This window comes from Neisseria weixii (genome assembly GCF_002327085.1).
GTDB lineage: Bacteria > Pseudomonadota > Gammaproteobacteria > Burkholderiales > Neisseriaceae > Neisseria > Neisseria weixii.
This window is the reverse complement of record NZ_CP023429.1, coordinates 673,584-700,227: the sequence shown is the minus strand read 5'-3', so window position 1 is coordinate 700,227 and position 26,644 is coordinate 673,584. Positions and strand designations below refer to the sequence as shown.

The 26,644-nt window shown below is 49.1% G+C and carries 32 protein-coding genes and 2 pseudogenes; 2 read left to right on the top strand and 32 right to left on the bottom strand.

The genetic code is table 11. The features are described 5' to 3' along the window. Positions 1 to 3 precede the first annotated feature (3 nt). Positions 4 to 1,095, top strand: a complete 1,092-nt coding sequence (locus CGZ65_RS03480; protein WP_096294837.1) for a DUF262 domain-containing protein — start codon at positions 4 to 6, stop codon at positions 1,093 to 1,095. Beyond that, positions 1,092 to 1,922, top strand: coding sequence for an MAE_28990/MAE_18760 family HEPN-like nuclease (locus CGZ65_RS03475; protein ID WP_096294836.1), 831 nt, complete (start codon positions 1,092 to 1,094; stop codon positions 1,920 to 1,922). The genes CGZ65_RS03480 and CGZ65_RS03475 overlap by 4 nt, the downstream gene beginning before the upstream one ends. On the opposite strand, the gene CGZ65_RS15070 is transcribed toward CGZ65_RS03475, so the two are convergent. The 32 genes and pseudogenes from CGZ65_RS15070 to thiC all read right to left on the bottom strand — a co-directional run bounded on the left by CGZ65_RS15070 (position 1,873) and on the right by thiC (position 26,619). Beyond that, a complete protein-coding gene (locus CGZ65_RS15070) occupies positions 1,873 to 2,118 on the bottom strand; it encodes a DNA cytosine methyltransferase (protein ID WP_198345334.1) in 246 nt (81 codons plus the stop codon). The genes CGZ65_RS03475 and CGZ65_RS15070 overlap by 50 nt on opposite strands. Then, entirely contained in the window at positions 2,115 to 2,915 is an 801-nt protein-coding gene (locus CGZ65_RS03470) for a DNA cytosine methyltransferase (protein ID WP_198345333.1), read from the bottom strand. Before CGZ65_RS03470 ends, CGZ65_RS15070 begins: the two co-directional genes overlap by 4 nt. Positions 2,916 to 2,971: 56 nt before the next feature. Further along, a complete protein-coding gene (locus CGZ65_RS03465) occupies positions 2,972 to 4,039 on the bottom strand; it encodes a relaxase/mobilization nuclease domain-containing protein (RefSeq protein ID WP_096294835.1) in 1,068 nt (355 codons plus the stop codon). A 10-nt stretch (positions 4,040 to 4,049) separates the two neighbouring features. After that, complete coding sequence (gene mobC, locus CGZ65_RS03460; protein ID WP_096294834.1) at positions 4,050 to 4,601, bottom strand: plasmid mobilization relaxosome protein MobC; 552 nt, start codon at positions 4,599 to 4,601, stop codon at positions 4,050 to 4,052. Between the two features lie 67 nt (positions 4,602 to 4,668). Continuing rightward, positions 4,669 to 6,144, bottom strand: coding sequence for a hypothetical protein (locus CGZ65_RS03455; protein WP_096294833.1), 1,476 nt, complete (start codon positions 6,142 to 6,144; stop codon positions 4,669 to 4,671). 371 nt (positions 6,145 to 6,515) lie between these two features. Further along, positions 6,516 to 8,786 carry an LPD7 domain-containing protein gene (locus CGZ65_RS03445; protein ID WP_096294831.1) on the bottom strand — a complete coding sequence of 757 codons (2,271 nt, stop codon included), beginning with the start codon at positions 8,784 to 8,786 and terminating at the stop codon, positions 6,516 to 6,518. A 311-nt stretch (positions 8,787 to 9,097) separates the two neighbouring features. Beyond that, entirely contained in the window at positions 9,098 to 11,110 is a 2,013-nt protein-coding gene (locus CGZ65_RS03440) for a type IV secretory system conjugative DNA transfer family protein (protein WP_096294830.1), read from the bottom strand. Between the two features lie 131 nt (positions 11,111 to 11,241). Continuing rightward, the gene (locus CGZ65_RS03435) at positions 11,242 to 11,427 is read right to left on the bottom strand and encodes a hypothetical protein (RefSeq protein WP_096294829.1); all 186 of its coding nucleotides are present in this window, start codon (positions 11,425 to 11,427) and stop codon (positions 11,242 to 11,244) included. A gap of 3 nt (positions 11,428 to 11,430) precedes the next feature. Beyond that, on the bottom strand, positions 11,431 to 11,781 hold the full coding sequence (locus CGZ65_RS03430; protein ID WP_096294828.1) for a toxin C-terminal domain-containing protein: 351 nt from the start codon (positions 11,779 to 11,781) through the stop codon (positions 11,431 to 11,433). Positions 11,782 to 11,870: 89 nt separating this feature from the next. Next, positions 11,871 to 12,380: a thermonuclease family protein gene (locus CGZ65_RS03425; protein WP_096294827.1), complete on the bottom strand. Its 510-nt coding sequence runs from the start codon at positions 12,378 to 12,380 to the stop codon at positions 11,871 to 11,873. A gap of 59 nt (positions 12,381 to 12,439) precedes the next feature. After that, positions 12,440 to 12,808, bottom strand: coding sequence for a single-stranded DNA-binding protein (locus CGZ65_RS03420; protein WP_096294826.1), 369 nt, complete (start codon positions 12,806 to 12,808; stop codon positions 12,440 to 12,442). Between the two features lie 13 nt (positions 12,809 to 12,821). Continuing rightward, the gene (locus tag CGZ65_RS03415) at positions 12,822 to 13,319 is read right to left on the bottom strand and encodes a class I SAM-dependent methyltransferase (RefSeq protein WP_232507511.1); all 498 of its coding nucleotides are present in this window, start codon (positions 13,317 to 13,319) and stop codon (positions 12,822 to 12,824) included. Positions 13,320 to 13,354: 35 nt separating this feature from the next. Then, positions 13,355 to 14,446 (bottom strand): ATPase, T2SS/T4P/T4SS family, encoded by a 1,092-nt coding sequence (locus CGZ65_RS03410; RefSeq protein WP_096294825.1) that lies wholly within the window; start codon positions 14,444 to 14,446, stop codon positions 13,355 to 13,357. A gap of 57 nt (positions 14,447 to 14,503) precedes the next feature. Beyond that, positions 14,504 to 15,718, bottom strand: coding sequence for a type IV secretion system protein VirB10 (gene virB10, locus CGZ65_RS03405; protein WP_232507510.1), 1,215 nt, complete (start codon positions 15,716 to 15,718; stop codon positions 14,504 to 14,506). Beyond that, a pseudogene (locus tag CGZ65_RS15065) lies at positions 15,715 to 16,320 on the bottom strand (TrbG/VirB9 family P-type conjugative transfer protein). Before CGZ65_RS15065 ends, virB10 begins: the two are co-directional and overlap by 4 nt. Before the next feature lie 93 nt (positions 16,321 to 16,413). After that, positions 16,414 to 16,542, bottom strand: coding sequence for a hypothetical protein (locus CGZ65_RS14575; protein WP_269768624.1), 129 nt, complete (start codon positions 16,540 to 16,542; stop codon positions 16,414 to 16,416). After that, positions 16,539 to 17,282, bottom strand: coding sequence for a VirB8 family type IV secretion system protein (locus tag CGZ65_RS03395; protein ID WP_198345332.1), 744 nt, complete (start codon positions 17,280 to 17,282; stop codon positions 16,539 to 16,541). Before CGZ65_RS03395 ends, CGZ65_RS14575 begins: the two co-directional genes overlap by 4 nt. Then, positions 17,282 to 17,407 carry a hypothetical protein gene (locus CGZ65_RS14570; RefSeq protein ID WP_269768623.1) on the bottom strand — a complete coding sequence of 42 codons (126 nt, stop codon included), beginning with the start codon at positions 17,405 to 17,407 and terminating at the stop codon, positions 17,282 to 17,284. Before CGZ65_RS14570 ends, CGZ65_RS03395 begins: the two co-directional genes overlap by 1 nt. 64 nt (positions 17,408 to 17,471) lie before the next feature. After that, positions 17,472 to 17,636, bottom strand: coding sequence for a hypothetical protein (locus CGZ65_RS03390; protein WP_157742690.1), 165 nt, complete (start codon positions 17,634 to 17,636; stop codon positions 17,472 to 17,474). 17 nt (positions 17,637 to 17,653) lie between these two features. After that, a complete protein-coding gene (locus tag CGZ65_RS03385) occupies positions 17,654 to 18,121 on the bottom strand; it encodes a cytochrome C oxidase subunit III (protein WP_232507509.1) in 468 nt (155 codons plus the stop codon). A gap of 172 nt (positions 18,122 to 18,293) precedes the next feature. Next, positions 18,294 to 18,863 carry a type IV secretion system protein gene (locus CGZ65_RS13755; RefSeq protein WP_232507573.1) on the bottom strand — a complete coding sequence of 190 codons (570 nt, stop codon included), beginning with the start codon at positions 18,861 to 18,863 and terminating at the stop codon, positions 18,294 to 18,296. A gap of 29 nt (positions 18,864 to 18,892) precedes the next feature. Then, entirely contained in the window at positions 18,893 to 19,102 is a 210-nt protein-coding gene (locus CGZ65_RS13750) for a hypothetical protein (RefSeq protein ID WP_232507508.1), read from the bottom strand. 53 nt (positions 19,103 to 19,155) lie between these two features. Next, positions 19,156 to 19,365 carry a conjugal transfer protein TraH gene (locus tag CGZ65_RS03375; RefSeq protein ID WP_096294822.1) on the bottom strand — a complete coding sequence of 70 codons (210 nt, stop codon included), beginning with the start codon at positions 19,363 to 19,365 and terminating at the stop codon, positions 19,156 to 19,158. Positions 19,366 to 19,380: 15 nt separating this feature from the next. Further along, positions 19,381 to 20,007 carry a type IV secretion system protein gene (locus tag CGZ65_RS03370; protein ID WP_232507507.1) on the bottom strand — a complete coding sequence of 209 codons (627 nt, stop codon included), beginning with the start codon at positions 20,005 to 20,007 and terminating at the stop codon, positions 19,381 to 19,383. Positions 20,008 to 20,116: 109 nt separating this feature from the next. Beyond that, positions 20,117 to 20,512 carry a hypothetical protein gene (locus CGZ65_RS13745; RefSeq protein ID WP_232507506.1) on the bottom strand — a complete coding sequence of 132 codons (396 nt, stop codon included), beginning with the start codon at positions 20,510 to 20,512 and terminating at the stop codon, positions 20,117 to 20,119. Continuing rightward, positions 20,509 to 21,342: a VirB4 family type IV secretion/conjugal transfer ATPase gene (locus CGZ65_RS13740; protein WP_232507505.1), complete on the bottom strand. Its 834-nt coding sequence runs from the start codon at positions 21,340 to 21,342 to the stop codon at positions 20,509 to 20,511. The genes CGZ65_RS13745 and CGZ65_RS13740 overlap by 4 nt, the downstream gene beginning before the upstream one ends. Further along, positions 21,270 to 22,139 carry a VirB4 family type IV secretion/conjugal transfer ATPase gene (locus tag CGZ65_RS13735; protein ID WP_232507504.1) on the bottom strand — a complete coding sequence of 290 codons (870 nt, stop codon included), beginning with the start codon at positions 22,137 to 22,139 and terminating at the stop codon, positions 21,270 to 21,272. The genes CGZ65_RS13740 and CGZ65_RS13735 overlap by 73 nt, the downstream gene beginning before the upstream one ends. Then, the gene (locus tag CGZ65_RS13730; protein WP_232507503.1) at positions 22,030 to 22,515 is read right to left on the bottom strand and encodes a hypothetical protein; all 486 of its coding nucleotides are present in this window, start codon (positions 22,513 to 22,515) and stop codon (positions 22,030 to 22,032) included. The genes CGZ65_RS13735 and CGZ65_RS13730 overlap by 110 nt, the downstream gene beginning before the upstream one ends. After that, positions 22,415 to 22,843: a VirB3 family type IV secretion system protein gene (locus CGZ65_RS03360; protein ID WP_096294821.1), complete on the bottom strand. Its 429-nt coding sequence runs from the start codon at positions 22,841 to 22,843 to the stop codon at positions 22,415 to 22,417. The genes CGZ65_RS13730 and CGZ65_RS03360 overlap by 101 nt, the downstream gene beginning before the upstream one ends. A gap of 11 nt (positions 22,844 to 22,854) precedes the next feature. Further along, entirely contained in the window at positions 22,855 to 23,118 is a 264-nt protein-coding gene (locus CGZ65_RS03355; RefSeq protein WP_232507502.1) for a hypothetical protein, read from the bottom strand. A 111-nt stretch (positions 23,119 to 23,229) separates the two neighbouring features. Beyond that, positions 23,230 to 23,730 (bottom strand): lytic transglycosylase domain-containing protein, encoded by a 501-nt coding sequence (locus tag CGZ65_RS03350; protein ID WP_232507501.1) that lies wholly within the window; start codon positions 23,728 to 23,730, stop codon positions 23,230 to 23,232. A 1,017-nt stretch (positions 23,731 to 24,747) separates the two neighbouring features. Next, positions 24,748 to 26,619, bottom strand: a pseudogene (gene thiC / locus CGZ65_RS03340) (phosphomethylpyrimidine synthase ThiC). Positions 26,620 to 26,644 lie beyond the last annotated feature (25 nt).

Below are 26,644 nucleotides of genomic sequence, written 5' to 3'. Positions count from 1 at the left end.
TATATGAAGCAAACAGAACTATTCATGCCAGAGAAGTTAGATACTCTTGAGCAGGAAATTAAAGAAAAACAAAAAATTACGGATCACGAAATAAGAGAATTTCCTGTAAGTGTCATTGTGGAAAAATTCATAAATGGCCTTGAAGAGGATGAGGCGGAGCTTTATATTCCTGACTATCAGCGCGAATTTGTTTGGACTGAAAGTCAACAATCCCGTTTCATTGAATCAATGCTACTCAATTTACCTATCCCATATCTTTTTGTTGCAGATACCAATCAAAATGATGATGGAAGGTTGGAAATTGTTGATGGTAGTCAACGCATTCGAACATTGGTAAATTTTTTGACTGGTGAATTGCAATTGAATGGCCTAGAGAAGTTGCCGTCTGCAAATGGTTTACGCTTTACTGACTTTGGTAAATCTCGCCAACTTCGCTTTAATCGTAAAACCTTGCGCATGATAGAGTTAACTGAGCATGCAGATGAAGAAGCTCGTCGTGAAATATTCGATCGTCTGAATAGCGGTGGAACACGCTTGAATGATATGGAACGTCGATTTGGATCTGATGATCAACCGTTCTATAAATTCTTAAGCAATATAAGGGACAAATATGCTCCTAAAAATGGGAATGGATTGTTAAAAAAATTATGCCCTATTTCACAGGCAAGAGAGAAACGTGCAGAGTATCCAGAGTTGATTCTAAGGTTCTTTGCATACTCAAATAATTATTTAAATTTTCACCACCGTGTAGATAAATTCCTAGAAGGCTACGCTGAACAAGAAGATCACGATTTTGCAAATTTGGAAAGTGAATTTATCCTAATGCTAAATTTTGCTCAAGAACTTTTTGGAGATCAGGGCTTTCGTAAAAAACCTAATGATAATTCTGTTCCTAGAATTCGATTTGAAGCCCTTTCCGTAGGCATTATTTTAGCACTTAGGAAAAACCCTGATCTCAAACCACCCTCAACTTTACCAGAATGGCCATATAGTGCTGAATTTAAAGCACACACTCGTTCAGATGCCAGCAACGATAAAAATAAAGTAAAAAGTCGAATTGAATATGTCCGAGATAAATTATTAGGTGTTAAATGAATAAAAAATGGCATTACTTACCGGAGGTAAGCAGCTGCTTTAGCGAGAAAGTAGAAGAAATTGAACGTCATTTAAGTCTATTGGCGATTATGTTGTCCAAAGGAGCAGTCATTGAATATAAGTCAGATATGGGAAAAATGAAACAGAAAAGAGTATTAGAACTGTGTGATACTCATCCTTTGAAAGCCGGTGCAGTACTCATGATTTACAATTTTATTGAATCTATCAGTACAGCGCTAATGAAAGATATTCATGAGTATTTAAATGGAGAATTACCTTCAAGGGCATTAACTGAAATATCAGAAAAATTGCGTAATACGATCATAAATTTTAATTGTAATTTAAAATTGAATGATCTTAAGGAGTATTTCGACAATTATGCAAATAAAGAAGATAGTATAGATAAGATACTAATTGATGGATGGCTAAAGAAATCAAAGGAGTTAGCTACTGAAAAAGACGATGAAGGAGTTTCGTATGATAAATATTTCAATGGTAATGTAGATTTTAGAAAATTAAAGACTGAGTTAGATGGATTGGGCTTAAAAAGCTGCCTAATAGATGATATTGTTTCTGACAAATCCAGAAGGCGTTATAAGATTCATGCAGATTCCAAAAAGAAGCGTCCATCATCAATTTTAGAAATTAAATCAGGACGTAATCGCCTAGCACATGGAAGTATGACCTTTTCCGAATTTGGCCAAAAGAAAAGCCTTGATGAAATCAAAATGCACTTTGAAAACATCCAAGGCTTTTTCGATGGATTATTTGATATTATTAACAACTCTTTAAAGCAGCAATACCATGTACAAAACTTAAGCCAATAATCTCCCCTAGACGTACAGGAACCGCATTGCCTATCATTCTTGAAATAGCTGAAATAATAGGCTTCTCATCAGACGGAAAAAACTGATAATCTACAGGAAAACTCTGGAACAAGGCTGCTTCGCGTAATGAAATGGCACGGTCTTGTTCCGGATGACCAAAGCGGCCATTCCCAAAGCCGGTACATAACGTAGTCATAGTTGGGCAGGCTTATCCCATTCCATTCTGCCATATACCCCTCTGTAGGTTTGTCCACTTCGCTTTGTATGACAATTCGCCCGTAATTCTTTTGGCCAATCTAGCCATGTGCCTCCTGGTTTGGAGGCTCTAATACGTTTCATATTTAAATCATTTAGCCTAGAACTTCTGTGAAGTATATCTGTCTTATGTTGCTCACCTGAGGTAATTTTAGGCAATTTACCAATTATGTCCCTGACCGTAACATGATTATCGGCGTGAGTGGGAGGCAGTAATTCAATATTGCCAATACGAGAAGCCAGTAAAACATGACGTTGTCGCATTTGTGCAATTCCATAATCTGCACATTTTACTTTCGCTGCCCATATCTCATAACCTTTTTTTCTAAGCTCTTCAACAAAATCATGGTATACCTGATGTTTTGTAACATCTGGTACATTCTCCATCGTCACAAGCTCAGGATTAACTTCCTTAATTAAACGCGAAAAGGCGTATAGTAACGGCCATTTTGTGTCATTTCTTACATCTTTTCCTTGATTATATGTAGAGAAAGGTTGGCAAGGTGCGCAACCTGCTAAAAGCTTAATAGCCCCATCCGAATAATGTTTGAGAATTTCATTGCCTGAAACATCTTTTACATCTCTCAAATGAAACTTGGCACCTTTATTATTATGTTCGTATGGAAAAGCACAGCTTTCTTCAATATCATACCCTGCTTTTACAACAATGTTTGCTTTTATCAAACCTGCAGTTAAGCCTCCTACTCCACAAAATAAGTCTACTGCTTCGATTCTCATATAAATGCTCCCTTTTTTATCATTATATCAATATCACAGAAAATAATCGAGAAAAGCTAACGCGTAATATCATCATTTTGAAGGTATTCCGATATTTGTTCTGGATTCTGTGTTTTTTGTCCATTCAGACGGCCTTGCGCGTCATCATACTGCCGTTGGGCTTGTGTGGTAAACGGCTGGCCGGCCATATCTTTGGCCAGTTTGCTGATCATCCGTGCTTCGGTTTTGTGCCCCATTTTGTACAGTTCTTTGGCAATCAGGCCGTATTCGGACAAAATGTAGCCACGGGTTTTCATGGCCTCCTGAAGATAAGGGTGTTTCAGACGGTCGCTGTTTTGCATGGCTTTTATCAGTTCGGCCGCCTGCTGCTGGTGGACATTGCCGGCGACACCGCGCTGCAGCATGGCACGCAGTAAACCGTTTTCCGGTTTGACGGTTCGGCCCCGGTGCTGCCGCCTTGTCGCCGCGCACTCCACGCCTTCTTCCCTGAGCTTTTCGGCAAAACGGACGCGCCACTCGAACAGGTCGTTTTTACGCGGGTTGAGCCGCCCGCCGAATGCGTCGCGCATTAACACGCATAAGTGGACGTGCGGGTGTTCGGGTTCGTCGGCCTTCTCTGATTCATGGTGCAGCGCAAAAACGTATGGGTGGTCGCGGAACTGTTCGGCCGCAAAATTTCTTGCTGCGTTCAGTACCGCTTGCGGCGGCGTGCCGGCGGGCATGGACAATACGATATTGAGGGCTTCGCGGTGTTTGCTGTTGTCGGGGATATTGAGCTTTTTCCAGTCTTCGGTCAGCGATTTGACGGCTTTCTTACCGTCCAGCTTTTCGCCAGACTGGGTTTCTACCGTGATTTTTCCGTTGCGCGAAATATAGTCCAAATGGTTGACGACACCCTGCATACCTTTGGAAAACCGGCTGAGCCGCTTGGGGATTTTCACCATCACTTCGGGATGTTTTTTGGCGGCTGCGGTCAGGTTGGCCAAACCGCTTCCCGGTTTCAGCGGTATGCCCGATTTGCGGCGGTGCTTGGATTTTCCTATCAGAACACCGGAATCTCTGGCTTTGACGGCGCGGGTTTTATAACCTAAAAACCAATCGTCGATTTTTTTGTTGAGCGACATGGCGGTTCTCCTATTTGGCAGCCAAGCGTTTGCGGTTGGTTCTCAAAACACCGGCCACTTTTTCGGTGTGCTGTTTGATAATCCGTGTCAGCTCTTTGATATGTTCGGATGTAACAGATGCGCTTTCGCCCATATTGAGCTGTCGGGCGATTTGGTTCAGGTTGCGGCCGATACTCAGAAGCTGATAGTTGGACCGGTACAGCACGTCCACTTCGGCGGCCGACAAAGACGGATGTTTGCGGATATACGCCTGTACAATATCGCGCACGACATCGTTCACGCTGCTGTGGTGCTGCGCGGCGGCCATTTCCAAATAGGCGCGGTCTTTTTCGGGCAGCCGCACGGTAATGCGTTTGCTGCCTTTGGGTGTCGGCAGTTTGACGAGTTCGGGTTCTTCGGCTTCATCTAACTGAGCCTGTAACAGTTTTTTGGCCAATAAAGATACGCTGTCTTTACCATATTTCTTTAAAGCCAAATTCCGCAATGCTTCCAGTTCACTTTCGGTCAGTCCGAACACTCGGACCGGGCGGCGTTTGTCGGCGGTATCGATTGCATTGTTCATTGCTTCTCCTGAAAAGCATAAACCCCGACAAGCTGTATGCTTTTCGGGGTTTCAGACGGCCTATTGTTCAGCGTTCGGCAAACAGTTCCTGCTGCTCAGGTGTTCTTTCCGGTTCGCCCTTTCCGTTGATACGGCTGATTAGGTTTTCGTAAAAATTCACGCGCACCTGCAACTGCGTCTGTTCGGGCAGCCCCTTGGCCAACGCTTCCATGCCGCTTTCCATAAACCGGCTGAGTTTGCGGTCGGTATCGTTTCCTCCGGCCAACAACCGTTCATATTCCTGCTTGGCCGTTTGCAAGCGTTCGGACAGGCTCTTCGGCATATACAGGGCTGACAGTTCGGGATATTCGGCCAATACGTTTTCCGGGGGCAGTTGGGTTGGGTCGGGCTTTTTCGTCCAGCCGTGCCGCTCCGCCAGACGGTCGATGATTTTTTCCGAATAATGCTTTTCAGACGGCCTTTGCGGTTCTCTCTCCGCTTCAAGCTGCCGGCGCAGGTAGTTGTTTACATTGATGTCGTCGTAATACGGGATATGCGGCGACAGTACCGCCTGAGTTTCCACCATATCGCGTGCCATTGCTTCAAATGCGGTTTGGCGCGGATTTTTGTAACCGCTGCCGATGTAGTCTGAAGGTTTGATTTGCCCGTCACGCAATCTTTCGATATAGCGGGTAATGTCTGCCAACCGCTGCTGCGTCATCTCTGTGGTAATGCCGCTGCGCTTGCCGCTGTCTGTTTCCCGGCCGTATTCTGTCAAACCGGTATCGTCAATGCCGGCGGCGGCCAACCGCTCCCGCTGTTTTTCGATAGCCGCCGGCAGGCTTTCCACCGCCCTGAGCCAAGATGCTTTGAATGCCTTGAGGTCTTGCCCCTGCAAACCAAAGTCGGGCAAAGGCAGAAAACTGCCGTATCCGTTTGCTTTGAGGTTTTCAGACGGGCTGTCCGTATTGGCAGCCTGCTTGTCGGCCGGCGACTGCTGTAAAATTTCCATACGGCTGCCTGCGGGTTTGACAGGCTCAAGGCTGTTTTTCTGTTCCTGTCGGTGTAGGGCGCGGATTTTGCCGTAGGTTTCCTTGAACCGCAGCCGCTGTTCGGGTGGGATGCCCTGTATATGGCCGTAGCCGAATTCCTGTTTGTCTTCAAACCAAATGATGCGGGCTTTCTCTACACCCTTCACAAAAAAGCGGTTCGGATACTTGCGCCATTGGCTGATTTCTCCCGATTCCAGCAGGGGCTTCAAACAGTCCGGAATCGGGGTGCGGGCGACACGGTCGATTTTCTGCTGCTCACGTTCGATGGCGCGTTGCGTTTTTTCGATGCCCTCCTGCATGGAGCGCAGGCCGTCGTTCTGCCGCGCCCAACGGTTGAGGGTCGCACGGCCGTTGCGTTTGTCGTTGAGTGGCTGTCCGTTGGCGGATTTCACATCATCAAAATGCGCTTGCAGACGTTGGTCGAATGCAGCCTGCTTGTCGGCCAACGACTGCTGCAAAATCTCCATGCGGCGGCTGCCTGCGGGTTTGTCTTTGTCGTGTTCTTTTTCCATTGCTTACTCCCGGATAAAAACAGCCCGAAGCACGGCGGCTTCGGGCATAGGCAGATTGTCGTAATTGCTCACATCTCGGCGGAGTTTTCCGGAGTCATGATGTTTCTTTCCCGATATTCCGGTCTCCGGCCTTATCCGCCGCGTCCCTGCCGGCATATCGGATCCGGCTTCCTTCCGTCGATACGTAACGGCTTCCGTACACACGGATTTTCAGACGGCCTCCGGGCATTTTTTTCAATACATCGCAATACATCAGGTAATCTATTTTGGAACGGCTGTTCAACGAATGCGTGCATTTCAACACATGAATGCCTGCCCACGCTTCAGAGAGCTTTTTATGTATCGTCCTGCCTGTCATAGGTCTTCTCCTTTTATCGTGAAATTTCCGGTTCCTGCTCCTGGCTGCGTTCGTGACGGGGCTGTTGCTCAAGCCCCGGTTTCTGTCCTGCCGGTGTCTGTGTGTGTGAAGGAATCTGAATCGGATGCGGCAAATCCAGTTTGCCGCCCTTCATCATCTTGGCCGTGTGTTCGTAGTAATTGCGCAGCGCGTCGGTGCGGGTACCGCCTTCCAAACCGCGCAGCGTGTCCGTCACGCCGCGTTCGTAAAACGCCAGTTTCTTCTGCTCGTTTTTACTGAGTTTCCGGGCTTTTTCGGTATAGACGGTTTTGGCCGACACGAAGCGGGTATCTTGTGCGGCCGCTTTCATGTTGTCGGTTTGATGCACGACTTCGGCAGGCACTTCTTCCTGTCCGAGGCTGTGAACCGGCACACCGATGTCGGTATCGGCCCGCGGCGATGAGTTGACTTGGCTTTCAGACGGCATGGTGCTTTGGGCTTTCAAGCGTTCGGCGGCAGCCGGCATTTCGCGGTCGGGTTCGCTGCGGACGCGTTCTTCCCGTTCTGATTCAGGCTTAGCCTGCGCCTTATCCTGCTCAGGCTTGGCGGCCTCTGTCCGCCTCTCCTGCCCGCGCGTCAGTACCGGCTCGATGCCGTTTTTCGCATAGCGTTCGCGCAAGGCTTCCACCTGCTGCAAATCGGCCTGCGTCGGCGTGTAGCCGCTGGTTTTAATGCCCTGTGCGGCCGCTTCGATGAACATCATCTGCCTGAATGCCTTGCTGCCCGAAATCTTGATGTTGTCCCAACCTTTGGCCTTGACCACTTCCAGCATATCTTTCACGGTTTGCGGATCTTGCAGCGAAGTTTTAAGTTGTCGGCCTTTGTCTTCAAACAGTACGGTTTTGCCGTCGGCGGCGGAATAAAACTTGCCGCCAATCGCGTGATAACGCGTTTTAAGGGTGTCGGGGATACGGTATTCCAAATCCAAAACCGCTTTTTTGGCCTGTTCAGACGGCATGGCTGCCGTTTCAACATCGGGCTTTGGGGTGTTTGTTGTTTTGGCGGTTTCGCCGGCCGCTTTTTGCTGCGGTTGGTTTTGCTCATGCTCTTCAGGGTGGGCTGAACGTTCGGTTTCCTGTATGCGGCCGTCAAATTCGATGCTGTTGGCCTCTGCCGCTGTTGCGGCTCGGGTTTCGGTTTTCATTTGCTGCTCCTGTTGTGAAGGAATATCGGATTCGGTGTTGCCTGCTGTTTGGGAAGGCTCGGGATTCGGTTCAGGCCGTCTGAAACGGTTTTCAAATGCCGCACGCACGGCTTCGGTTCCGGCCAGATTGTACAAATCGTTAAAATCGCTCGGCAGCGGCGGACGGCCTTTTTCGTCCACACCTTTGCCTTTTTGAAACTGCTGAATCTGCGTCATGGTAAATTCGGGCTGTACTGCCGTGGCTTGGCCGTTGAAAAACGCAGCGGCCTGCCGTGCCTTTTTGATACCGGTCTGCGACGCGTCGTTATCGACCGCAATCACCACCGGCACCTGTTCGGGCAGCGTTTGGGAAAGCCGCTCTGCTACCGCCACCATATTGCCGGCGTTAAAGGCGATGATGACCGGCCTGCCCGTTGCCTGATGAATGCTGGCGGCAGTCGCATAACCTTCGGCCAGCACCACGCCGTTGGGCACGTCCTCCGATTTGCCGATAAAGGCATAGCCGCCTTCTAGCTGACCGCCCGACAAAAAGCGTTTGCCGCCGTCTTGGTTGATGGATTGCAGGTTGACGATTTCGCGCCCGTACAAAACCGGAATCACGAGATTGCTATCGCCGTTGTATTCGTTTTGTCGCAAACCGGCGACAACCGCCGAATCCGTAATGCCTTTGGCCGCCAAATACGGATGGCTGAGATCGGCCGGACGGCTGTTTTTCCAAACCGTCTGCGCCGTACCTTTCACTTTCTGCCGCGTGCGCTGCCGTTCGGCCTCTGCCGCCTGTCGGCGTGCTTCCGATTCGGCTTTGCGCCGCGCCGCTTCTTCGGCACTGGGCGGCGTATAGGGCTTCTCGGGTTTCCAGCCGTTTTGCCGGGCCATTTTCCAAACGGTTTCGATGTGCCACATACCCGGCTTCAGGCTTTTCCATGTCGCTTTCGCACCGCGGGCGGAATAGCTGTCGCCGCGCTGGGACCACTCGTCCCACAGGTCGAAACCGTTTTCGCCCAATTCGTCTTTCAAAGCTGCGCCGATATGCCACCAGTCGTCGCGGTCGTGCGGTTCGATGTAGCTCAGTGCGCTGCGGATGTTGTCGATGTCGCTCATGTTTGATTACCCCAAAAGAAAAAGGCCGTCTGAAAAATCGTTTTCAGACGGCCTGATACGGAATGCGTGTATAATTGCGTCGGGGCTGGTAGCAAAAAAGCCCCATTGCAGTGGGGCTTTATGCTGAAACCGCCCTAGAAAGGAAGGTTTCAAGTATGAACCATACCCTGCGTAAAGGTCGTTCATGGCTGAGACTGCGAACAGTCGTTAAGATTATCTTAGCCCTGTTCCTGCTCTTAGTCAACTGACGGCTGAAATAAAACCGAAAGGTTTTCCCGTCTGCCCCAAAGGGCAGACGGTTTTTTTTACACTCAAGCCGTCGGCACTGCCTGATTACCGAGAATTTTTTGAACAAACGGCATGGTATCCGCGCCCCAGTTTTCCAGTATGACCGGCACCAGTTGGGCGACGTAATCCGGCGGGCTGCCCGGCGGGATGAGGACACTCAGCAGCGAACGGGCGATGTCTTCCGCATTAGACGCATCTGCCCAATGGAAGCTGTCTAACGCTTCCGGTGGTACAAATTCAGCTTTCGGTATCGCTGCACTTACCTTATTCACTGTACGAACATCCAAAGGCGGAATCACCGGCAGCGGCCGGTTGGCGCGTTTGCTGAACTCCGGGTCTTGGTAATAAACGATTTTCTGCGCGTAAACCGGCCGGCTGTTGCCCAAACTGATGATGCAGTCGCTTTTGGGCATCATCTTGAGTTCGTCCGGATTCATCACCGCCCTGCGCTGGTCGCTGGTACTGGTGCTGCGGCTGCCGAGCTTACCCGCCGAACGTGAAACCGATTTGGCCTTGTAGGTCTCGTAACCAATCAACTTGCTGTACTCCTCCGCGTCGGTCTGTTCGCGCGGCGGATAAACGATTTGGCAAGCGAAATTGGTGAAGAAGGTACGTGTTGCGTCGCGGCCGTACAGGTCCGTTACCTGTGAAGGCGTTTGGATAATCAGCAGCAGCCGCAAGCCGTAACCGGCGATGTAGGACACGCCGTGCTGAATCGCCGGTATTACGCCCAGAGCGGTAAATTCGTCCATCAGCAGGCAGCATTGGTATTTCAGACTGTCGGGATTGTTGGAAGGTAAGCCCTGCTGCACGTTTACCGAAACCAACTGGCTGAAAAACAGGTTGGTCAGCCGTGAAAAAACCGCCGTTTCCGTTGGTACGATGCCGATATAAACCGTCATCCGCTTTTTGCGCACTTCGTCCAAGTAGAAATCGTCGCCGCTTGTAGCCGCTTCTACCACCGGGTCGATAAAGATACCCAAAGGGGCGGTCAGCGTGGCCAGAATGTCGGCACCGGTTTTGGCATTGCCGTTGGCAAAGCCCATCAAGAGGCTGCGGCAGTTTTGGCTCAATTGCGTCTGCGGTTGTTGGTCGCGCAACATCACTTCATCTTTAATCCATTCGGAAAGCGTGCGGCCGTCCGAAGGCGTGGTCAGGCGGAACAGGTTGGCCAATGTGGTTTTGTTTTCCTGAAGAGAAAGATCGCGCTCGTTTTCGGTTTCAATCATGTAAAGCAGCAAACCGACAAACAGGTTTTGCGCCGATTCCTGAAAGAAGGTTGCGCTGCCGCTGTCTTTAACCGGCTTCGGATACATAATGCCGGCAATGTCTTTCACGTCTTTGTAGGTGTAAACCGGATTGCGGCGGATATAGGTGCAGGGATTCCAGCGGTGCGACACCAAAGGTGCGTTGGGATTACGCTCGTGTTCGGGCATACGGCCGGCCGGATTGAACAGGAAGACTTCTTGGCCGTGTTCCGCACGGTAGCCGCCGCTAATAAGGAAGTTTTCCAGTTTCGGGTCAAAGACCACCATGCTGTCGCGGTAATGCAGGCAGTTGGGGATCACAATGCCGACGCCTTTGCCCGAACGGGTCGGTGCGGCCAGATACAGAAACTCATTGCCTGCCCAGCGCAGGTAATCGTTGCCGTATTTGCCGATGAGCAAATCCGGTTCTTCACCGCCGTAAAACTTCTTTTTAAGCAAGCCGTGCCTGACGATTTCCGAACGTTTGGCAAACCGCGCAGAGCCGTGCAGTTCGCGTTTGGGCTTCATCAGCACCGCCGCGCAAATGATGACTGCCGTCACTGCCGGAATCAGCAGCGCAATAAAGGCCGATACTTCAAAGGCCGTCTGAGCACCCGGTTTCAAACGGTCGTAATAGTGCCAGTAGCGGTACAGCATACCGACGGACGGCTCCGCTTTCAGGCTCAGCCATGTTGCCATGACGGTACTGCCCAAATACAGACCACCGGCCAAGCTGAGCGGCACGAAGATACCCAACGCGGCCAGCAGGCCGAAAAACTTGTTTTTCATCTTCTACCCCATTAAAAAAGCCCGCACGGGGCGGGCATACGGTTACAGTTTTTTTTCAGACGGCCTTACTGCGTCCAATGTAACAAAACAGCCTGAAAATCACTTTTCAGGCTGCCGGCTCGTTTTTACGGCTAAATATGTAAGGCACAGTACACCTTGTCGCCGTCAAAACCTTTGCTGACCAATTTGACGGTTTTGAATGTTTCTCCTTCGTCATCGGTTACGACAACAACCAGTTCTTGGTCTTCAAAGGTTTTTAATTCCTGAATCACTTGGGCAATGCTTTTCTGTCTGTCATCCCATTCGGTCATGTTCATTGTTTAATCTCCTATGCGTACTGTTAAGTCTTCGTTATAAGTGCCGAGACGGGTCTGTTTGCTGCCTAAAGCCGCAACGGTTTTGGTCGCTTTCCATGCTCCTCCCTTGTGGCTGTCAACATCGGGAGTAATGTACGGCAATCCTTTGACTTTTGCAGCTTTAGTCGCTTCATATACGGCTTGTCCGCTGGAAACCTGCCCGGTCTTTCTGTAACCGATTCTTTCCGCCGCTTTGGTTGCTGCTGCCGTTGTGGAAAAATACGGGGCAGCATATACGGAACCCAGCGGTAAAAATACGGTACCGGCCAAACTTAAAGCAACCAAAAGCGGATGCAGTAATTGCTTGGTTTTCATACGTCATTTCCATTCCCAAGTTGATGGAGTGAATATCCTAATTTTAAGGAATGAAAAAAGCAACCTAATTCATTTTCAGACGGCCTGCGTCAATGCCGTTGGCGGTACTCGGCCGGATTGACCGGACGGGCATCTGCCCACAAGCCCGATTTGCCGATTCTGGCCGCTCCTTCCGCACGGAGCATTACGGCATCTTCGTTATGCCGCCGGTACACCCAGGCATATCCGGCAGCGACCATCGCGTGATTGACATCACGTCCGTTTACATTAACCATGCCGAGTATGCGGCCGTACCGGTCTTTACCGTAGACGGTAACGGACACCGTTTTCCCGAAAACCAGTCCGGACAAAAACTCCTGGGCATCCCGGCCGTAAGCCTGTGTTTTTTCCGGGGCATCGATGCCGCGCAGACGGATGGTCGTCTTTTCCTGTCCGGACAGACAAAGGAAGGTATCGCCGTCGGCAACCCCGACCACACGGCAGCGGAACTCATGCCCGGTATCGGACAGACCGTGATACCACCAGCCCGCTGCGGCGGTGGCGATGGATAAAAGAACGGCCGGTATCGAACCGGCCGCCTGTCTCAATTTCGGAAACATGGGGGCACTCCATCAGGAACGGCTGTGTAAAAAACAGCCGGTTTGTTTTTCAGACGGCCTTACAGATAATCCAAACCGGCTGCCGTTTCTCCCTGCTGCTTGGTATGGATAATCTGCATTTCCCCGGCGATGATTTCATATACCGTTTTCTCAACGCCGTGATGGCCGTAGCGGCGCGACTGCATCTTACCGGCTACCCATAGGCAGTCACCTTTTTTCATATAGCGGCAAACCGTTTCCGCCTGTTTGCCGTACAGCACGACGGTAAACCATTCGATACGCTCGCGCGGTTCATTGGTGGCCTTGTCGCGCCATTTTTCGGTATAGGCGAGGGATATGGTGGTCACCGGTGTTTGATTGGCCAAATAACGCAATTCCGGGTCTTTGCCCAAATTGCCCATCACTTCGATACGGTTCAGGTATGGCATGATAAAGTCCTTTTTATTTCATAAAAGTAAACCACAGCGTCTTGCCGCGTTTTCCTGTGGTGTGACCGAACAGCGGTTTGTAAGGCGTAAGTTCCAATACTTGTTCGGCTCTGATTTGGTCTTCGTTCCATTTGAAAACCAATACACCGTCTGCTTCCAAAACACGGAAACATTCGGCAAAGCCCTGCCGCAAGTCTTCCTGCCATGTTTGCCCCAGTTTGCCGTATTTGAGTGCCAGCCATGATTTCGCACCGGCATGAACAAGGTGGGGCGGGTCGAAGGCAACCAGTTTGAATTGACCGTCCTGAAAAGGCAGGTTGCGGAAATCCATGCGGATGTATGGGTGAATTTCCAGACTGCGCTGATATTTTCTGTCTTTCAGCCGGTGGGTTTCGCTGCGTATATCGCCAAACAGGGCGTGCGGGTTCTGTCGGTCAAACCACATCATGCGACTGCCGCTGCATGGGTCGAGAATTTTAAGGTGCATTGGAATGTCTTCAGTACAGTTCATTTTCGTAATCCTTACCAAGGCATAAAAAGCGGCCGTTACAGACGGCCTTGCATGGCATAAAATTTTTCAACGGGGTCGTAATAAAGCTCCGTCATACGCGTTTTTTCAAAATAGCAAATCACATCAATGGTTGCCCGAACCGTATTCAAGATGTAGGAATGATCCATATTTTGGCCGGCCGGAGATTCCATTGCCAACTGTGCGATACGGTAGTGGACGGAACGGGCATCATTAGCGTGAACCGAAGTCAAACCGCCCGGGTGTCCGGTATTGAGTGCAGCCAAGTAGTCCCATGCTTCATCGCCGCGAAGCTCGGTCAAAAAAATCCGGTCGGGTTTCAAACGCATGCAGGCAGCCACAATCATTTTGGCCGAAATGTGTTCTTTATAGAAAAGATGGGCATGGTTGGGGTGATTGGGCAGACTCAATTCGTGCGTATCTTCGATGGTAATCAAACGCTCGTTTTCAGGTATTAAATCGGCAAGGGCTTTGGTAAAGGTGGTTTTGCCGGAACCCGTACCGCCGACCATGCAGATGTTCAGCTTGCGTGCGATCGCAATTTTAAAAAACTCGGCCAGATTTCCGTCGGCCTTATGCTCTAACATCAGATATTGCCAGTCAGCCAGCTTCACACCGTAAGGCAGCTTCATTTTGTCGCAGATGTCCCGGACATAGCGGTTGTCTATTTCAATTTCCGCAGCCTCACGGCATTCGGGTACGCCGTGCGCAGATACATCGTTAAATGCTTTCAGACGGCCTGTCTCGATATAGTCACCCAAGCTGAAACGGCTGTTGGACGGCTTACGGAAGGCAAACACCATTGTGCCGTCTTCGCAAGAAGGCGGCATCATGATGTGGCCGCGTTCGCCGTCAGGCAATGTCACCGAATGGATAGGAGATTCGTAACTGATGTGTTTTTTATTAAACGTACACAGCGTATTGGCCAGCTTTTCCAATACGGGCAAAGTCAAATCGGGACGTTCATATCTGATACGCCCGTATTCCCCTTCTAAAAATACCTCGCCCGGACGGTTGATAAAAACTTCCGTTATCCCCGAAGTATTGAGGTATTCGGTTAACTGAAGTTTGTCCAGCAGATTGCGGGACGAAATGGAACTGTCGTGCATATCTGTTCCTTTAACGGTCATTAAAAATTCAGCTGCTTACTGAGAAGCGGCTTGGGCTTAATAACGGTTGGAAACCGTTACGTTTTCATAGACACCGGAAAAATCGACATCGCGGGCGACAAAAATCATGATTTCCGTCCCCTGATTCACATAACCGGTCGGCGGAATGTTGATGCTGTTTTTCAGGATTTCCGTTGCAATATCTTGAGCCGATTCCGTGGTCGTCTCAAAACTTACTTCGGTTCCCTTATTGCTGCGCCGGTTATTAGCACCGTCAACAACGTCCTGAATCATGCTGATCATGACCGCGCCGCCGATGCGCTGCCAAAAGTGGTGTTTGACTTTGGCCGGATGGCCGGACGCACCCAATGGATCCCCGCCGGGACTGTCCAATGCCACACGGATGCCTTCCGGCGTTTCGAGCGTATTCCATAATGCAAAAACCCGTGCCTGTCCTTGCGTCAAAGCCGATGTCTGTTCACCGATGACCGTTGAACCGCGTTCTACCAAAAGGGTGGAACCGTCTGCGGAATAAACGTCTTTCGTTACCTGACAGCGGACCAGCCCCGGATGTGTGGTAACGATTTTGGTGGTGGTAACGCAGGATATGCCCGTTCCCCGGCTCATGAGATAAGTCGGATCGCCGCGTTCTTCAGCCTGAGTGGCGCGATATACCCCAGGACGTAATTTGGCTGTCAACGGATTACCCGAATAGGTGCCGGCAGTCTCATCTGTTGAACCGATTGACCCGCTGCCGCCTTCCGGCCGGTTTTCCCCTGATGAACCCGAAAGAGACATTGGCGAACCTCCGTTCAGACCGACCGGTGTCAAACTGCTGTCAAACCTTTCGTCAGGAGCCGGCCCGGAAGCCGCTACAGGTTCAACCGGTTCCGCAGGAGCCACAGCCTCCGAGGCAGGCTGTGGCTCCTGCGGCTCGGGTGCGACGGTATCGGAAGCAGGCCGATTATCGACTGTTTCCAACAAATCCTGCTTTTCGGCTTCCAAATCCTTGCGCCCCGTTTGCCCGCTGATGGAATTTTCTTCAGCCTGAACCGCCGCCTCATCCTCCCCGCCGGTAAAACTTAAAATACCGCCGACGGCAACAGCAGTCACCACCATTGCAGCAAGGAAAAAGCCGACCGTTGCCATCGTCCTTTTCTTCTTGACGTTCAATTCGGTGGGAATACCCCGTTCGACGGTTTTGTCGCCGATACGCTCTTTCAGGCTCCGGGGTTCATTGTCCATATTGAAGTTATCATCATTCAGGTTCATTTCTTACCCTTTCTCAAACGTACGGTTCTGCCTTTGGTACTGCCGGTCATGTTGAATTTGCCTTTTGCATCATAGCTGCGGTTTTCTATGCCCAATACCGATTTGCCGAGACGTAAAACAAATTTTTCCGCCGTCTCATGAATAACCAGCGTATCGCCTTCGACATGGCTGTTTACGGCGGCTTCCGTTCCGTCGCTGTTTACCCGGAAAACCGCCGGCAGGCTTTTGGCATCGTCGTAACGCAGATAGGTAAACCTGCCGTCATCGTAAACCGATGTGGGTGCGAGAGCCTTCTTACCCTTACCCAGTAGTTGCGGTTATAGTCCCCGCCGGCTTTGTTCCTACTCTGGCTGCTGCGCAAGACGGCAGCGGCCTGAACCTGTTTCTGTTCCTCCAGCAACTGCTTGTAACGGGCATCTCCGGGTAATTGAATGCCAAATATAGGTCGGCTGCGATTTACTGCCGGCCATACTCAGATGAAGTGCATATCTGCGCTTCTTATTTGTTGTAAACAAAAGGTTGGTCGTAGGCTGATGGTTTAAGGGTTTGAAATAGATATTGTTCCCCTTGCTGGTCAAACCCCAAGCCTTACCGTAGCCCATTGCCAATGAAGCACTGTCACCGCTATTGATGGTTTCCCATCCTGCAACTGGATCATGGTGACGAAGCCCGGCTTGGCTTTGATATTGACCACATCATTGGGTTATAGTCAACACTTTGGATACGCCCGTCATAGACGAGCGTTTGGGTGTTTCGGCAGCATAGGCCGTCTGAAAAAACAAACCGGCCATCAGGCCGGTTAAAATGAGTGTTTGTTTCGTCATGGTGCCACTTCCTCCGTAACATCATAGCTCAGCACTTGGAAACCCAAAGGATTGATCAGACGGTCTGCCTCTTTCATCGGTGTCGATTTGAATTCAAAGGCAATCGTCGCAATCATTTTTTGAGGCGGAATCGGTTGGGCGTTTTCCTCACCGGTAACGGGTATCACCCTTTTTTCAAACCGTACTTGGGCCATGTCGCCGACAAATGAAATATTGGTGACTTTAACCACTACCTTGGCATGCTGCTTAAGAATCTTATGCGGTGCCGCCGGACTGTTGTAAAACGCTTTGAACACAGCCTGAACCTGCGGTGCGCTGAGCAGGTTGGTGGCATCGTAAGTCGCCTGAATCTTATCCCAGTCATAGCTTTCACGGTAGCGGACATACATGGCCAACCAGTAACGGTTAATCACTTCTTCATACTTCATCTGCTTGTTCTTAATGGTCGTCAAGATGTCTACCGCGCCGGTTGTATCATTCACGCGCGCAACAAAGGGAATGACCTCTTTAAAAGGGGTCAGACCCATGACGGCGGCAACGGCCATACCTGCGACAACCAGCGAGCCGATACCGAAGTACCGCCAAGTTCTGGCATTGTTCTGAGCAGTTTCAACTAAAGATTTTTCAAAACCGTTAGCCATTTCCAACATTTGGTTCACTTCCTGATTGACAGATTTTTTACGCTGTTTTTCCAAGGCTTCTTCTGTCACAGGCTGTTTTTTGCGGTCACGTCCAAACATTATTTCACTCCGGTCTGATAATGGGGATTAAGGGGAAACGGCTTGCCTGAAGGCTGTTTCGGCGCAGAAGAACAGGCAGCTGCCATCAATGGCAACACACCTAATAAGAAAACGATTTTTTTCATGACAATTCCTTTGAATATAAAAAAATCCGGCGGACAGCCCACCGGATTTCAGTTGGTTTATCGGTCAGTAATCGTCCCAATATCTGCGGTTGTTGGCCGCACGGATAAAGACGATTGCCCAAAAAGAAAATGCAAAAAACATGATGATACCGACACCCAAGTTGGTATCGCGGTTGAGGTAGCCGTAAATAAAGACGGCTATGGCCAAAATACCGAAAACTTTTTTCATCGCATACTCCTGTTCCATCAGGTTGACAGTTCCCTGTCCTGCGCATAGTCGTTCACAAACGCACTCCAGTTCCTGCCGTCGTAAAGATTTTTAATGATTACCGTGCTGCCGTCCCTGCCGAACAGATAAATGGTGTACGTCTTAAAGAATAAACCTGCGGCATCCTGACGGTATAGGGCTTGGTGGAAATTTTCCCAGCGTATGCCGCGCATTTTTGATGTCCACGGCCAAACACCTTTGAAATACCAAACGCCGTCCCGATTAAAATATGCCTTACAACGCCGAACCCGGTAAACCATCCACAGAAACCCTGCCGTATAACAGACCGTCAGCACCATCAACAGGTTCACCGCCAATGTTTTATTCATAGTCACACCGAAATACGACATCATCGGAAAAACGGCAAGCACGATACAAAAATAGAGTAAAAAACCGACTGACAAATAGGGAATATATGCAACCCAGGACAAACGTGCAGTCATCATTCATATCCTTTCAATTTACGGAAGTTTGGTTCTCACGCTGCCGCCGCTGCTGCGGTTTGAAGCGGCTTTCATAAAGGCTCCGCCTATTTTGCCTGCGGTGCTGCGGCAAAACCGCCTGCCCGGGCCAACGACATCAACTGACGGCTTGCACCTTGAACAGCCGCTCCACCGGTTAATGCAGAAGCAATACTCGGAATATTAAATACGATAATGACGAAAATAATCGTCTGTAACAGGAAGACGGGGGTAACATCTCAACCGCCGCATAATCTAAAATGCCACCACTCAAAGCCATAGTTATAGTCCTATCGAAAACAGCCATCTGTACTTTGGTCAAAAGTACAAACATCGTGCAGGTAATGATATGGTTCAGGCATTGTCCTATCCAATTCATCCCATACTGCCGGGTTGACGGAAACAGCAGGCAGCCCATAAAGAACACACCTATCATCAAAACCAATGCCAAAGAAATTTTAGCTACCATATAGAAAGCAAAAGAAAGGCCGATAATTAGAGCAGCACAAATTGTAATAATTAATGCTATTTTAATTTCCAGTCCTAAATGGACACCTATTTCCATCCAACTATATTCATTATGTATGTCAGATATTTTTCCCAATAACTCTCTCACCATACTCCAACTGGCATCCATAGCTGAAGCATTCACCGAGTATCCACCGGAAAAAATAGCGGCAATTTCATCCGGCAAACCGTAAATCAGATGGGCCAATTTCATATACATCGCGGGCGAAAAAGCCAACGAGATGATCACTACCCAGCCCATACATTTTTGACAAAATCGATAAAGGCCACATCAAAACTCTGGCTGTAGTAATCCCATATAACCAGCAAAACATATATGGCAAAGGCTGCGGCAAACAGCGGTGTCAACTGACTGATAAAATCCCCCGTTCTGTTTAACAGGTTCGCACCTAAATCCGCCCCCAGCGTGTTGGATAAATCTGCAAAAAAAGTCGACATTTATCTCTCCAAAAAAAAGCCACTACCTAAGTAGTGGCTTGAATCAGGCAGGATTAGTTTTTCATACGTGGAAATTCTTTATCACAATCAATATTCGTTTTCTTAATGATATTTTGCCTGCGACAAGAATCATTTTGCTTATTTCTCTCACTTTTTTCTATATCATGATTCATTTTTTCGTAGAACTTTTCTTCTTCTGACTGTCCGCAGGCAGACAAAAGAAAAGTGATACATAATAATAAGCCAATTGCTTGAATTTTCATTTCCACCCTTCCAAATTAAGTACAGGATTTATTGCTGTCTTTGATGACATTTTGTCGTCGACAGCTATCACGAGCCGCACGTTTTTTCATTTGAACCTTCTCATCCAGTTCCATATAACGATACAGCATATCCAGATTGGTCTGGTTTTGCTGGATTTTGCTGTTTTCCAGCGCAATACGGTTTTGAAGGTCTTGTGCGGCTTTAATGTCGTTGGTTCGGTTAATCTGATTCATCAGTTTGTCGATGTTTTTCATACGCACTTCGGAATCCTGAATCGCGCGTAAAGTCAGATCAAACTGCTTGGACAAACGCTCAGTATCGGCATTCGCATTATAGCCTTTAGAGTTCAGCAAATCCTTATAGTTCCCATCTTTCAGCTTTTCAGCCGACCGGTAAACCTTTTTCCATTCGTCCGGCAATTGCTCGTAGGCCTCGGTTTTCAGAATGTTACCCAAGTTACGGTTGCCCGTTACTGCTTTTACCTGGCTTTTCAGTTCGTTGATTTGCTTAAGCTGATTATCAACCTGCTCTTTCATTACGATGGCCTGTTCAACCATTTTGGCAATGGCCGCACCGTCAATGACGGGAATACCGCCGGCTGTGGCTGAAGGCATACCCAATACCAAACTGCCGCCGACCAAGACGGCGCAAACCGTTTTGTAAAGTTTTTCAATTTCATTTGAATTTCCTTTTTAAACCAAAAATAAATAAGCCGTCTGAATATTCAGACGGCTCCGTCACTCCATTTATTCAATGTGCGGCTATTTCCTCCTTTTTACCAACCACCCGTTCCTGTAAAACAGGCAACCATACGTCGGGATCTTCAGACCCGACCTCCTCGATAATCCGGTTCATCAGATTGACGTTTTCCGAAGTGCCGGACAACACAACCAATTCTTTGTCGAAGTCGTGCAGATCCAAAGTCGCAAACGCACTCTGTTTGCTCTGTTTGATTAAGAATGTACGGCTTTCCAATGACAGTTTAAGCAACTCCGTACACTCTTTTTCCGTCAGACCGCACCGGTAATAAGATTCCCTGCTGCCGTCGGGATTAGGCAGAAAAATCTTAGTCGGTGTCTGCTGGATAATGGCTGCAAAATTAGGACTGTCGGCAGCATCTTCAGGTGACTGGGAATCAAGTATCATGAATTCACCCAGCTTACGGCCTGTTTCAGCGTTTTGAGCATAAACTCAGAGGTAATCTCAAAGCGGTCTGCATACCAGAATTCCGCAATCACGGAAGCCATCAGGCTGCCTTCTGCGGAAACCCGCTCGGACATCATATCTTTCAGATAAAACAGATAGGCCAATACCGGCCCTGTCGGTTCGTAATCTTTTTTCAGGATACAGGTCACGTCCAAACCAATCCGGTAAAAAGATTCCGGATTGAAACGGTTTTGAAGGCTGTCCAAGCACCAGGCAAATTCACCGTTTTCACTTCTGCACCATTTCGACAAGCGGGTACGCAGGGAATTGGGCATAGTCGAGTACGGCAGGTTATCCAGCAGCATACTGAAATTGCGGTTCTCGAAATTGATTTCATACAGCGTATCAACCGCCAATTTAATCTGCCCCTCCTCTTCTGCCGTGGCACCGTCGGCACATTGTTTTACCAACCGATATAAAAAACTCCGTGTTTTAGGTATATCCGGCAATTGGAACGGATTGAAACCGCTGTCCTGTCCTTCCTCAAGGTAATAATAAGTACCTTTCAAAGCACGCACAAAAATTTCCATCCCGCGATCCAAATCCAATACGAACATGTAGGGATTGAACCGTTCCATAAAAGTCAGGACAGTTGTCTCCAAAGCGGTTTTACCCGTACCTGTTGCACCGGTAATCAAGGTATGTCCGGCAATCCTCTTTCCTTTCATGTCCTTATTTTTAGCGGTAAAGTGCAGGTTCAGGTTAAAAAGCGTATTGGATAAGGTTTTGAGCGGCATGACCGGAGAGCCGTCACCAATCGGATTCCCCACGATTTTCCTTGCGAATAATTGTGCATACCGAACACGGTTGCCAAATTGTTGGTCGTTTTGGGAATCATCCGAGGACGTTTTTTGTAACCGGGAACCTGGCTGAAAAATGTGGACGGCATCGATAAGGTGGATTGGACAAAACGGTAGGTACCCGACGTGAGAAACTCTGTCGCAACGGTCGTACCGTTTTTGCGTGCATCTTTGGCCGTGTTGCCATAAACAATCAGTCCCGCCGAATAATCGCCGAACATCAGACGACCTGCTGCCAATGCTCCTTTACCCTCCGACAATTCATCCTGCTGTTCTATTGCTTGGTCTTGTGCGCTCACCAATGCGTTTTTCTGCTTATTGATGGCCGTCTGCATTTCCGAGTTTTCAACATAAACAAAACTTTGTGTCAGGGTAAATTCGCACGGTAACGACAAAATCGACAGCAAAACCATGATTTTGCTTTTACCGAAGTCTTTCAAATCATAGCAGGTCGCAAATTTCTGATGTGTCGGCGTTCTGATTTCCAGAATATCCGTACCGAAATGCAAATCGGCACAAGGAATAATCTTATAAGCAGCAGTCGGCGATAAAGGAATGTCTTCACGGATACCGCCGTTAATCAGCGTTCCGATAAATTGATAGACTTCCGAAAACCGAACGCCGTTTTGATTCTCGTAAGTTCCCAATACATGAGGGTCAAACGGACTCAATGCCCTTACCATCAGTTGCAGCAGTTCTTCTGCTTCTTCGCGGCCGTCTGAAAAATCCTGATATTTCAATACCCCTGAAATATAAAAAGGTTTCATAATACTTTTTTTGATTGAATTGACTGATGTAGTTGGCAGCAAAGTCCCGGCTGAAGGCCGTACCGAAATCATAATCGCGCTTCAGTTTGATTTCCTGACGTTGGATATGCGTCCATAATGCCAGCCGGTTGCCAAACTGCTTGCCGACGGTTGCAAACAGGTTTTTCAGCGTTTCGTTCGCGGCTATCAAATGACTGTCATTCACTCCTTCAAACGGAATACCGTCCAACTTGATGGCAAACATCATATAACCGTCTTGATAGTGAACGATATTTTCAGCTATGTGCTGACTGACTGGCGGCAAAAAGTCTTGCTGCGGTTGCTGCTTCGTCATTTTTTTGTACAAATCGCTTGTAATCATCTCGATCTCTTCCAAATTTAGTTGCGGTAATCGTGAAGTTGTTGCCAAAGTTTTCCGAACCTTTGCGTTTGAACCACCAATAAACTTCCAGCCCCAAAATCCTCAAGGCTTGGTCATCCCGCTTGACCAATATGCGCAGAAAAAACAATATCGGTAATCCCGGCAAAAAAATGGCCAATGCCCTCAATCCGAGCATGGGTATCAAGCTGAGCGTACCGAACATCATCAAAATGAGGATGATAAATGCCGGAAGAATGGGTACTCCGGCAATCATTGCCTGACGTGACATACCGTCGTAGGTATTGTATTCGTGTTCAATATCCATTTCCGGCATATTATCCATACTCGTTCTCCTTAGAATGTGGCGGATTTACCCCAATCGAAGATTGCCTTACCGATTGCCAAACTTGCACCGGCTACGAAAATCCAACAGCAGATCTGAATGATGTCTCCCAATGTTTTATGGCCGAAATAACCCCAAACGGCTACTGCCAAGATAGCTACCCCGGACAAAATGGCAACAATACCGTAGAAACCCTGTACCAATTCCTTGAGACTGCCCTCTGCCGTTGACAGCCCTCCGGCAGCCAATGCCATTTGAGCAAAGCCCAAAATCATTGAAAGAAAACGGCTTTACCCCATTGACGGGTATTTTGACTAACTGTGATCATCATTAACTCCATAAAAAAACCGCATAAAGCGGCAACAAAAAAAGCCCGAAGGCCACACTTAAAATTCTTGAAACACGTCCCATGCCTCATGCCGGCGTTTCATGGCCACCGGAACAGCCGTGGCCGTTTCCACTTGGGCGACTGCCATTTTCGGTTTGGCAGACGGCTTAACCGGCGGAGTAAAAGAAGCAGTCATCAAAGACGGGTTTTTACTCAAGCGTGCATAGCGGTATTTCACGTTTTTCACATACGCACGGGTTTCTGCGTAAGGCGGAATACCCCGGTATTTGTCGACTGCGCCTTCGCCGGCGTTGTATCCGGCCAAAACCAAATCGATATCGCACCCGGTCGGGTGATTTTTATCGGGATAACGGTTGCACAAAAAACGCAGATAACGCGTGCCTGCAATCAGGTTCGGCTCAGGCTGATACAGATGCTTCGGATTTACGCCCATCCGCGCCGCCGTCGGCGGAATTACCTGCATCAGACCGCGCGCATTTTTGTGTGATAAGGCGTTCGGATTGCCTGAACTTTCGCGCCCCATTACCGCCCAAATCATTTTCGGGTCAAGACGCTGGGCCGCCGCATGTTTTCAACTAACACAGCATACTGTGGAAACGTTAATTTCTCTGCGTTTGCTACTGAAGCTAACAGCAACACCGTCAAGAAAACTTTTCTTCTCATCCAGCCTCCTTTCAAAAATAAAAAAAGCAATATTTAAAGCCTTTGAAACTAAGGATTTAAATATTGCTTCTGTGTCAAAATTGTGACGGGGAAGTACATATCAAGATTGGCTATAACATTGTGTGCAGACATCAATCTTTAGTATTTTCAATTAGTTATAAATTTAAATAAAAACTTAAAATCCGTCGACCCTAAACAGGTCGTGCCGGTTCGATTCCGGCTCCGGGCACCACCACTCATTTTTATTCCTGCTTATTCAGGGAACTAATATAAAAAGCCGTCTGAAAAATCAGACGGCTTTTTTACTAGGTTTTTCTGGATTCTGTTTTGTGATAAGTATATTGTTTGTGACGCACTATATATATAAATTATGGTGTTTTTTCAGACGGCCTGAGATGTAGGAAATTGTCGGGTTGTTTACACTTTTTATGCAAAACAGCTTTTATTTTCTGCCTAAATGATTGTTTTAGGATTGTTGAGCATTATCAAGAACCATGCGGCGTTGCCGTGCCTTTCGGCATTCTTGACAACACTCAAAAATCCCAAAATGGGTCTTCAAGCAAAAAAGCAAAAGTGTAAACAACGCTAGGATTTTCTACACTAAAACCAAACAGCCGTCATTCCCGCGCAGGCGGGAATCCATCTTAAAATTTCAGAAACTTATTTTATTCAATAGTTTGTCATGTTCAAAAATGGATTCCCACGCAGGCGGGAATGACGTCGATTCTTTGTGCAGTGGCTTTTCAAGGAGTTTTGCAAAGGTCTCGGCCTTTTCATCAAATGAAGAGCCAGTTCCGACATTGTCTTTAAATAACCTTCCGCTTAAGCTATTCTCATCAAACCGCAATAAAACGCCGTCTGAAACACAATCGTTTCAGACGGCGTATTTTTATCAACTATAAATCTTAGCGCCCTGCTGCACAAATTCCACCGCTTTTTCCTGCATACCCTGCTGTGCGGCAGCATAGTCGCGCACTTCCTGCGTGATTTTCATCGAGCAGAATTTGGGGCCGCACATTGAGCAGAAATGCGCGGTTTTGGCGCCTTCGGCCGGCAGGGTGGCATCATGGAAACTTTCGGCGCGTTCGGGGTCGAGGCTTAGGCGGAACTGGTCGCGCCAGCGGAATTCGAAGCACGCTTTTGATAAGGCATTGTCTCTCAGTTGCGCGCCCGGCCAGCCTTTGGCCAAATCGGCGGCATGGGCGGCGAGCTTGTAGGTGATGATGCCGGTGCGCACGTCTTCTTTATCGGGCAGGCCCAAATGTTCTTTGGGGTAACGTAGCAGAGCATGGCCGTGCCGTACCAGCCGATATTGGCTGCGCCGATGCCGGAAGTGATGTGGTCGTAGCCCGGCGCGATGTCGGTAACCAAGGGGCCGAGCGTGTAGAACGGCGCTTCGAAACAGTGTTGCAGCTCTTCTTCCATATTGGCGCGAATGCGTTGCAGTGGCACATGGCCGGGGCCTTCGATCATCACCTGCACATCGTGCTGCCAGGCTTTGGCGGTCAATTCACCCAAGGTGTGCAATTCGCCAAACTGCGCCGCATCGTTGGCATCGGCCATGCAGCCGGGGCGCAGGCCGTCGCCCAAGCTGAACGACACGTCATAAGCCTTCATGATTTCGCAGATTTCGTCGAAACGGGTGTAGAGAAAGTTTTCCCGATGGTGCGCCAAATACCATTTGGCCATAATCGAGCCGCCGCGCGACACAATGCCGGTAAGCCGATCGGCGGTAAGCGGCACATAACGCAGCAGCACGCCGGCATGGATGGTGAAATATTCCACGCCCTGTTCGGCCTGTTCGATCAAGGTGTCGCGGAACAAATTCCAAGTCAAATCTTCGGCAATGCCGCCGGTTTTCTCCAAGGCCTGATAAATCGGCACGGTGCCGATGGGCACGGGCGCGTTGCGTGTAATCCATTCGCGTGTTTCGTGGATGTGTGCGCCGGTGGACAAATCCATAATCGTGTCGGCGCCCCAACGCAGCGCCCAAACCATTTTTTCCACTTCTTCGGTGAGGCTGGAGGTTACCGCCGAATTGCCCAGATTGCCGTTGATTTTCACCCGGAAATTGCGGCCGATAATCATCGGTTACAGCTCGGGGTGGTTGATGTTGGCGGGAATAATGGCACGGCCGGCGGCCACTTCGCGGCGCACGAATTCGGGGGTGATTTGGTCGGGATGGGTGGGAATTTGTGCGCCCAAGGCTTCGCCGGCGTGTTGTTTGATTAATTTGGCGTATTCAGGCCGTCTGAACAGCTCGTCCATTTTCATCTGCTCGCGCAGGGCAACAAACTCCATTTCCGGCGTGATGATGCCTTGGCGGCATAGTGCATCTGGGTCACGTTGCGGCCGGCTTTGGCGCGGCGCGGGCGGGTGATTTGGTTGAAACGCAAATGGGCGGTTTTCGGATCGTGCGCGCGCTCCTTGCCGTATTTGCTGGAGAGACCGCTCAAGATTTCGCTGTCGCGGCGTTCGTCTATCCACGCGCTGCGGATGTGCGGCAGGCCTTGTTTCAAATCGATTTCGGCGTTCGGATCGCCGTAGGCCCGCTGGTGTCGTAAACGGGAATCGGCGGGTTGACCTCGCGTCCGTGTTCGGTTACCGTGTCGTCTTGGCCGATCTCGTGTAAGGGCACGCGCATATCGGGGCGGCTGCCCGAAAGATAGATTTTGCGTGAGTTGGGGTAGGCAAACTGAATACCAAAATCGTGGGAAAGCTGGTCGAGTTGGTCGGCTTCATTGCCATTGGTTTTGAGTGCCATAAAAATGCTCCTGTTTCTCGTTTAG